Annotated in this window: 8 protein-coding genes; 5 read left to right on the top strand and 3 right to left on the bottom strand. The window is 66.2% G+C overall.

Annotated features, from left to right (window positions below; translation table 11 throughout):
* A partial coding sequence (locus RI841_RS11870) for an ATP-binding cassette domain-containing protein (protein WP_310705809.1) occupies nt 1-599 on the top strand: 599 nt, incomplete at its 5' end.
* Nucleotides 600-637: 38 nt separating this feature from the next.
* Here the strand turns inward: RI841_RS11870 and RI841_RS11865 are convergent.
* Nucleotides 638-2,251: a L,D-transpeptidase family protein gene (locus RI841_RS11865; RefSeq protein WP_310705808.1), complete on the bottom strand. Its 1,614-nt coding sequence runs from the start codon at nt 2,249-2,251 to the stop codon at nt 638-640.
* A gap of 168 nt (nt 2,252-2,419) precedes the next feature.
* Between RI841_RS11865 and RI841_RS11860 the strand changes: the two genes are divergently transcribed.
* The 4 genes from RI841_RS11860 (at nt 2,420) to RI841_RS11845 (ending at nt 6,564) form a co-directional block, all read left to right on the top strand.
* Nucleotides 2,420-3,154, top strand: a complete 735-nt coding sequence (locus RI841_RS11860) for a murein L,D-transpeptidase catalytic domain family protein (RefSeq protein ID WP_310705807.1) — start codon at nt 2,420-2,422, stop codon at nt 3,152-3,154.
* A 321-nt stretch (nt 3,155-3,475) separates the two neighbouring features.
* The gene (locus RI841_RS11855) at nt 3,476-4,162 is read left to right on the top strand and encodes an SDR family oxidoreductase (RefSeq protein ID WP_310705806.1); all 687 of its coding nucleotides are present in this window, start codon (nt 3,476-3,478) and stop codon (nt 4,160-4,162) included.
* 52 nt (nt 4,163-4,214) lie between these two features.
* Nucleotides 4,215-4,703, top strand: coding sequence for a peroxiredoxin (locus tag RI841_RS11850; RefSeq protein ID WP_310705805.1), 489 nt, complete (start codon nt 4,215-4,217; stop codon nt 4,701-4,703).
* 448 nt (nt 4,704-5,151) lie between these two features.
* Nucleotides 5,152-6,564 carry a PhoH family protein gene (locus tag RI841_RS11845; protein WP_310705804.1) on the top strand — a complete coding sequence of 471 codons (1,413 nt, stop codon included), beginning with the start codon at nt 5,152-5,154 and terminating at the stop codon, nt 6,562-6,564.
* A gap of 64 nt (nt 6,565-6,628) precedes the next feature.
* Here RI841_RS11845 and RI841_RS11840 read toward each other — a convergent pair whose 3' ends face one another.
* The gene (locus RI841_RS11840; RefSeq protein WP_310705803.1) at nt 6,629-6,847 is read right to left on the bottom strand and encodes a hypothetical protein; all 219 of its coding nucleotides are present in this window, start codon (nt 6,845-6,847) and stop codon (nt 6,629-6,631) included.
* A 109-nt stretch (nt 6,848-6,956) separates the two neighbouring features.
* Entirely contained in the window at nt 6,957-8,159 is a 1,203-nt protein-coding gene (gene trpB / locus RI841_RS11835; RefSeq protein ID WP_310705802.1) for a tryptophan synthase subunit beta, read from the bottom strand.
* Nucleotides 8,160-8,294: the final 135 nt, after the last annotated feature.

The raw sequence follows: 8,294 nt of genomic DNA, 5'->3' as shown, positions 1-8,294 counted from the left end.
GGCTCTACGAGCCCACCGCGGGGCGCATCCTGCTCGACGGCAGTGACCTGCGCGACTGGGAGGTCCAGGCGCTACGCCGGCGCATCGGGGTGATCTTCCAGGACTTCGTGCGCTACCAGATGAAGGTGGGCGAGAACCTCGGGGCCGGTGACGTCGCCGCCTTCACCGACGAGGCCCGCTGGCAGGCGGCCGCCCGCCGCGGTCTGGCCGACGAGTTCATCGCCGGGATGCCCGGCGGCTACCACACTCAGTTGGGACGCTGGTTCAAGGGCGGCCAGGAGCTCTCGGGCGGCCAGTGGCAGAAGATCGCCCTGTCGCGGGCCTACATGCGCGAGGGCGCCGACATCCTGGTACTCGACGAGCCCACCGCGGCCATGGACGCCGCGGCCGAGGCGGCCGTCTATGCCGACTTCCGCGAGCACAGCCGCGACCGCATGACCATTCTGATTTCGCATCGCTTCTCGACGGTGCGTGCCGCCGACTGGATCCTGGTGATCGACGGCGGCGAGATTCTCGAGCAGGGTGACCATGAGCGCCTGATGGCTGCCAACGGCCGCTATGCCCGTCTTTTTCGGCTTCAGGCCAGGGGCTACCGCTGAGCCGGCCACGGCGCCACGTGGTCAAGACAGCGGCCACGCTACCAGTTCAGGGGGCGATCGAGAGCTGACAGCAAGGTGGCGTCGCGCTGGTAGATGTCCGGCCGGAAGACCAGCTCACCACCCTCGCCCGGGTGCACCGTCCAGTAGTGCAGGATCACCGGCACGGGACGCGCCAGGTAGATGTTGCGGGTCGCGCCCTCGGCGACCAGCGAGGCCACATGGGCGGGGGTGCCGGTATCGTCGAAGAGGTGCTGGGCCAGTTCGAGCACCCCCTGCACGCGGATGCAGCCCGAGCTGAAGGCCCGCTGCTCGCTGGCGAAGAGTCCCTGGGCCGGCGTGTCATGCAGGTAGACGAGGTGATCGTTGGGAAAGCGCAGCACCACCCGCCCCAGGGCATTCTGTGGACCGGCGCGCTGGCGAAGGATGACGTTGCCGGGCTGCCACCAGTCGACTTCTCTCGGATCGAGACGCCGACCGGAGGGACTGAGCACCATGAGGTCATGCTCCCGCAGGTAGCCGAGGTCGCGCCGCACCTTGGGCAGTACGTCCTCGCGCAGGATCGTCGGTGGCACCGTCCAGGTGGGGTTGAGGGTCAGGTGGGTGATCGCCGAGCGCAACGAGGGGGTACGGCGATAGGGCCGCCCCACCACGATGCGCGAGCGCCAGACGTCACCGTCGGGACGAAAGTAGCTGATCCGGTAGCCGGCGATGTCCACCAGCACGAAGGAGTCCGGCAGCCCATGGAGCAGCCAGCGGGCGCGCTCCAGGTTGACCCGAATCTGGGCGATGCGCTCGCCCACCGGCACATTCAGGGCCTCCCGGGTCCGGGGACCGACGATGCCGTCCACCTCGAGCAAGTGGCGGCGCTGGAAACGTTCCACGGCCGCCACCAGAGTGTCATCGTAGCGGCGCGGCTCTGCGGCGTCCGACTCGGTCACGGCAAAGAGGTCGGCCGCCATCACCTCCAGCTCGCCGATGATCGCCAGGCGCTCGCGCAGCAGCGGTACATCGTCATGGAGGTCACCCGGCCGCAACGGCTGCTGCCGGAGCGGGAGCCTCGGCCAGCCGCCCTGCCGCTCGATATGGCGATAGCGGGCCAGCCCTGCTCGCAGACGCTCATAGGGGGCAGCCGAAGGACGCGCCAGGGCGAAGGCCTGTTCAAAGCGCTGGGCATCCACCGCCTGCGACACCGCGGCCAGATCCAGGGGTGGAGCATCGATGGGCACCTCCCAGTCCGGATCGATGCGGTGGGGATCCACCTTGCCGCGCTGGAGATGACGCAGGGCCGTCAGCAGGACACGGCTGGCCTGCAGGTCGAAACGTGCCCGGGAGGCCGGTGTCTGCCCTTCTGCCTGCACCTGGCGATGTCCCGCCACCAGCACATCCGGCCGGTAGTCCTGCGGGGTCAGGCCATCGGCCTCCAGCCTTCGCAGAGCCGCGGCAAAGCCAGTGACGCTCTCGGCCTCCTGCCAGGCGGGCCGCCCGTCACGGGCGGCATAGAAGACTCGCAGGCTGTCCTCCTCCTCGGCAAGCCGCTCGGCCAGGGCGCCGACCACGGCAGCGTCCCTCTCCTCGGCAACGACCCCGGCACTCATCAAGAGCATCATGACCACCCCAAGAAGCAGCGGTTTCATTCCTTTGACTGAGGGCATGGGTCCTGGCTCCTGCGTTGAGAATTTGGTCTGGTCATCGTGTTTTACCTCGTCATAATAGTGCCCGACATGACGCCGCAGGGAAGCCGGCCCCTTTTTCGCGTGATCGCCCTGCCGTCCGGGAATGCCCGACGACCGGGCCACACATGCCACACGATAGGTTCCCGAATGCCGACACCCTTCCTGAATCGATGGATTTCCGGCACCGCCCTCTGCAGCACGTTGCTTCTGGGAACGCCGGCCGCCCTGGCCAGCGACGACTTCCTGTCCCAGGCCTACAAGCCGGATACGCTACGCCAGCTAACGCTAGACCAGACTCTGACCCAGTTGGCGCCCGATGCCGACCCTCGAGTCATGCGCCTGGCGGCCCGTGCCCTATCCTGCGCCGACCCGGACGCCGAGCGCCTGGCGGTGATCGACTTCTCGCTGCCCTCCACCGAGCCCCGCCTCTGGGTCTTCGACCTGCAGCGCCGCCAGCTGTTGTTCGAGGAACTGGTCTCCCACGGCCAGGGCTCAGGCAACACCATGGCCGAGACCTTCTCCAACACCCCGGATAGCCACCAGTCCAGCATCGGCCTGTTCCGCACCAAGAACAGCTATCAGGGCAGCAACGGCTACTCGCTCCGCCTGGAGGGCCTCGAGCCCGGCGTCAACGACCTAGCCTACCAGCGCGCCATCGTCATTCATGGCGCCGACTATGTCAGTGAGGCCTTCATCGAGCAGACCGGCCGCCTCGGCCGCAGCTATGGCTGCCCGGCGGTTCGCCAGGAGGTCACCGCGCCGCTGATCGACAGCATCAAGGAGGACCAGTACCTCTTCACCTACTATCCCGATCCGGAGTGGCTGGCGAGCTCGAACTTCTTTCACTGCGACCGGGATGAGGCGCAACTGGCCCTGAACTGATCCGCATCCTGCCATGGTGCCACCGAGAGCGACACCATGGCAGGGTACCTTGGCTCCCTTCTGTACCGCCGCCGGGGCTCCGGCTGATGCCCCGAGACCCACCGCTTACTCAACATATTGATATTCCTTGATTCCCGATAATCGGGGCGACTCTTCGACAGGGTGCCTTGTCTCAACGGGAAGTCACCGGTCACGATGCCCGGAAGCCGCGACACCGGCGACACCCCCGGGGAAGCGAGGTTGCGTTGAGTGAGAGGATTGCAGCCATGTCCCGGACTGGCCATGCTGGAAATGGAGGGGTCACTGGCACAGGAGAGGACGATGCAGCATCGTGTACTATTGATTACCGGCGCGTCGAGCGGGATCGGAGCAGCCACGGCCCGGGCCGCTGCGCGGGAAGGCTACAAGCTAGTGCTGGCCGCCCGCTCCCGGGAGAAGCTGGCGGCTCTGGCCGAAGAACTGGGCCCGGAGAACGTGCTCGCCATTGGCTGTGATGTTACCGCCATGGATGACCAGCAAGCCATGGTCGAGCAGGCCCTGGAACGCTTCGGCCGCATCGATGCCGTGTTCGCCAATGCCGGGCGCGGTGGCTCGCCAGGAGGCTTCAGCGGTGCCGACCACGAGGCCTGGCGCGAGATGATCCTGACCAACATCTACGGGGTCGGCCTGACCCTGCAGGCCAGCCTGCCGGCATTGCGTCGCAGCCGTGGCCATGTGCTGCTGACCGGGTCGGCCGCCGGCCGTGCCACCATCCCCGGCTCCATGTACGGCGCCACCAAGTGGGCGGTGAGCGGGATCGGCTACAACCTGCGCGAGGAATTACGCGGCAGCGGCATCCGGGTCACACTGATCGAACCCGGCATGGTCAATACCCCCTTCTTCGACGCCCCCCCAGAGCACGCCCTGGAAGACCGTGACATCGCCAGCGCGGTGACTTACGCCCTGAGGCAGCCGGAGCATGTGGATGTCAACGAGATCCTGATTCGTCCCACGCCTCCGCTGGCATGACCCCCCTCCTCTGCACACGAAACACGATTATTCCCAAACAGAAGGCCTACTCATGTCACTCTCGATCGGCGACAGGATTCCGGACATCACCCTGAAGACCAATGGCCCCGATGGGCCACAGGACCTTTCCACCGGCGAATTCTTCGCCGACCGGCGCGTGGTGCTGTTCGCCGTGCCCGGTGCCTTCACGCCCGGCTGCTCCAACACCCACATGCCCGGCTTCGTGGTGCGCGCCGATGACATCCTCGCCAAGGGGGCCGATGCTCTCGCCTGCCTCTCGGTGAACGATGCCTTCGTGATGGACGCCTGGCAGAAGGACCAGAATGCCGAGGCGATCACCATGCTGGCCGACGGCAACGCCGAATTCACCCGTGCCATCGGCATGGACAAGGATACCACGGCCGGTGGCATGGGTATTCGCAGCCACCGCTATGCCTTGATCGCCTATGACGGCGTGGTGGAATACCTCGGCGTCGACACCGAGAAGGGCGTGGTGGACAAGAGCAGCGCCGAGACCATTCTCGACAAGCTGACCAGCTAGCGCACGCCGTTGGACGTGCTCAGCGGGAACTGGAGCCTCACGGTTACATTGCCCTGGACCTGATGAGCAGGCTGGTCTCGCCCCACCAGTTCAACCCGTTCAATCTCAACCCGCTACGCGACCTGAGCAGACAGAACGCCGGCGCCTGGCTCGCCGCACATTTCCAGGCGCTCGGCCAGAGCTCCTCCCTGATCGTGGAGAGCGTCTACCGCAACACGGGGGAGTGCGCTGACACAACGTTGGCGGATGCTGCTGTGCAATATATGCATCCGCCGCCATGCTGGAATCGAGGCGGTCCCCTGCCGCCTCGCGAGTGTCAAAATCCTCAGCAACGCCACAGGAGGTGAACAGAAGCGCCGAGCATGACGGCACCGCCTGTGCCCCTGTCATCACCCTGACATCGCGCGCCGGCAGTGTCGACACTATGACGACAAGGAGAACTGCGCCGATGGTACGCATCGACAAGAAGGCCACCCGGCTCTACGTGCTGGACACCAATGTCCTGATCCACGACCCCGCCGCTTTCTATCAGTTCGACGAACACGAGGTGGTCATCCCCATGACCGTCCTCGAAGAGCTCGACAAGCACAAGAACGGCATCCGCGAGATCGCCCGCACCGCCCGCCAGGTCAGCCGCACCCTGTCTGACCTCACTGCCAACGTCGATATCGACCAGATCCGTGACGGCATTCCCATCCCCCGACTCACCGGCCCCCAGGGCCGCCTGCGCCTGCTCTGCTACACCAACCTGAAACCGCTTGATCCCCTGGAGGAGAGCCCCGACAACCGCCTCCTGGCCGAGACCTGTCGGCTACACGACGAACGGCCGGACGCTTCGGTGATACTCGTCACCAAGGATATCAACCTGCGAGTCAAGGCGGCCGCGCTGGGGGTGCCGGTGGAGGACTACCTCACCGATCGCGCCTTCGAGGACAGCGACTCCATGATCGACGGCGCCCGGATCTATCCGGATGCCGGCCACGATGGCAGCGGACTCTGGGGTAGCCTGGCGGTGGACGTCAAGGTCGAGCGCCACGATCACCGGGTCGTCTACCGCCTCGCCGGCGACATTCCCCCCGAATGGCACCTCGGCATGCTGGTCTCCGACAGCGACAACGGCGCCAGCTTCGAGGCCATCGTGCGCGAGGTAGGACCGAGGCACGCCCACCTCGAGCTGCTCACCAACTACCGCCACGGCACCAGCGTCTGGGGGGTCCATGCCCACGACAGCCGCCAGAACTTCACCCTCAACCTGCTGATGGACGAGGACATCGACCTGGTGACCATCGCCGGGAGCGCGGGCACCGGCAAGACCTTCATGACCCTGGCTGCCGCCTTCCAACAGACCCTGGACACCAAGCGCTTCGAACGCATCGTCTTCACCCGGGCCCCGATCTCGATGAGCGAGGACATCGGTTTCCTGCCGGGCACCGAGGAGGAGAAGATGTCGCCCTGGATGGGCGCCTTCCACGACAACATGGACAACCTACTGCGCGACGAGCACGACGGCAGCAGTACCTGGAACCATGACGCCACACGCCAGTTGCTCGGCTCGCGAGTGCAGATTCGCGCCCCCGGCTTCATGCGCGGGCGCACCTTGAACGACACCCTCCTGATCATCGACGAGGCCCAGAACTTCACCCCCAAGCAGCTCAAGTCGCTGATCACCCGCGCCGGGCGCAACACCAAGATCGTCTGCCTGGGCAATGTCGGGCAGATCGATACGCCGTATCTGACGGCTAACACCTGCGGCATGGCGGCAGTGGTCCAGCACTTCCGTAACTGGCCCCATGCCGGCCACGTCACTCTCAAGAGCGTCGAGCGCTCTCGTCTGGCCCTTGCCGGCGAGGAACTCCTCTAAGCCGCAAAAAGGGCCGGTGCCTCACGGCCCCGGCCCTTCACGACCTCCCCTTCACGGCGGCCTGTCAGACGCCGCGGTTGACCGCCTTCTCGATGAGGGACTCGCTCTCGCTGCCGGGTCCCTGCTTCAGCACGGTCTGGGCCTCGTGCCAGAGGCAGATAAAACGATGGCAGGAGGCGCAGTGCACCTCGTCATCGGGGTTCTTGACGCTGGAGACCCGCATCAGGTGGCTGCCGCAGCTCGGACAGGCGACCGGCAGGCGAAAATCTTCCGACAGGGACATGGCAATGCTCCTCGTGTTACGTGGTGGATGGTGCCCATCCTGCCGATATCGACGGCGATTCTCCAGCCTCCCGGCCGGTCATTGGCGGGCATCCTCGCGGGTCCAGGAATCACAGTTTCAGCCGATCGGCCACATAGTCGGCGTCCTTGTCGCCACGGCCGGAGAGATTGACCAGGATATGCTGGTCGGCCGGCAGAGTCGGTGCCACGCGCATGGCCCAGGCCACGGCGTGGGCGCTCTCCAGCGCCGGGATGATGCCCTCGACCCGCGACAGCGTCAGGAAGGCCGACAGGCACTCGTCGTCGCTGGCGCTCTGGTAGTCCACCCGGCCCAGCTCCTTGAGGTAGCTGTGCTGCGGCCCCACGCCCGGATAGTCGAGCCCCGAGGCGATGGAGTGCACCGGCATGAGATTGCCCGACGCGTCCTCCAGCACATAGCAGGCCATGCCGTGGATCTCGCCGGGCCTGCCCAGGGTCAGGGTGGCGGAGTGGCGTGGGGTATCGAGCCCCTCACCGGCCGGCTCCACGCCCACCAGATGCACGCCCTCATCCTCGAGGAAGGCGGTGAACATGCCGATGGCGTTCGAGCCACCCCCCACGCAGGCGGTGACGTGGTCGGGCAAGCGACCGTGGCGCCCAAGGAACTGTTCGCGGGCCTCGCGGCCGATGACCGACTGGAAGTCACGCACCATCTTCGGGAAGGGGTGCGGCCCCACAACCGAGCCGATGGCATAGATGAAGTGCTGCGGGTCCTTGAGGTACTCCTCGAAAGCGCTGTCCACGGCATCCTTGAGGGTCGCCGTGCCGCGGGTCACCGGGATCAGGGTGGCCCCCAGGATCTTCATCTTGGTGACGTTGGGATGCTCCTTCTCGATGTCCACCTGCCCCATGTGGATTTCGCAGGGAATGCCCACCAGGGCGCAGGCGGTGGCCAGGGCCACGCCGTGCTGGCCGGCGCCGGTCTCGGCGATCACCTTGGTCTTGCCCATGAACTTGGCCAGCAGCGCCTCGCCCAGGCAGTGATTGATCTTGTGGGCACCGGTGTGGTTGAGGTCCTCGCGCTTGAGGTGGATCTGGGCGCCACCCAGCTGCTCGGAGAGCCGCCGGGCATGGAAGATCGGGCTGGGCCGGCCCACGTAGTCGGCGAAGAGGCTGGCCAGCTCTGTGCGGAAATCCTCACGGACGCGGATCGCCTCGTAGGCGGCGTCGATCTCGTCCATCACCGCCTTGAGCTCGGGCGGGATCAGCTGGCCGCCGAAACGGCCGAAGTAACCCTGGGCATCGGGGAGGTTGACGAAGGGGGAAGTGCTCATGGTCTCGGTCCTGACGGCATGCGAAGTAAAGGCTTGCCATCCTGCCCCGCCTGCTCAAGTCTGTCGAGGCGACCTTCGCCAAAGCCTCAGGCCGCCAGCCAGAGCCCGAGGTTGAGCAGCGCCAGGCTGCTCAGC

This window comes from Halomonas sp. (assembly GCF_031581305.1).
Lineage (GTDB): Bacteria > Pseudomonadota > Gammaproteobacteria > Pseudomonadales > Halomonadaceae > Halomonas.
Note: the sequence above shows the minus strand (reverse complement) of the source record. Positions and strands in the feature narration are given on the sequence as shown.

Coding starts and splice junctions, on each gene's coding strand:
- RI841_RS11855 (WP_310705806.1), top strand. CDS start 3,476: ATGCAGCATCGTGTACTATTGATTACCGGCGCGTCGAGCGGGATCGGA.
- RI841_RS11865 (WP_310705808.1), bottom strand. CDS start 2,251: ATGCCCTCAGTCAAAGGAATGAAACCGCTGCTTCTTGGGGTGGTCATG.
- RI841_RS11840 (WP_310705803.1), bottom strand. CDS start 6,847: ATGTCCCTGTCGGAAGATTTTCGCCTGCCGGTCGCCTGTCCGAGCTGC.
- RI841_RS11845 (WP_310705804.1), top strand. CDS start 5,152: ATGGTACGCATCGACAAGAAGGCCACCCGGCTCTACGTGCTGGACACC.
- RI841_RS11860 (WP_310705807.1), top strand. CDS start 2,420: ATGCCGACACCCTTCCTGAATCGATGGATTTCCGGCACCGCCCTCTGC.
- trpB (WP_310705802.1), bottom strand. CDS start 8,159: ATGAGCACTTCCCCCTTCGTCAACCTCCCCGATGCCCAGGGTTACTTC.
- RI841_RS11850 (WP_310705805.1), top strand. CDS start 4,215: ATGTCACTCTCGATCGGCGACAGGATTCCGGACATCACCCTGAAGACC.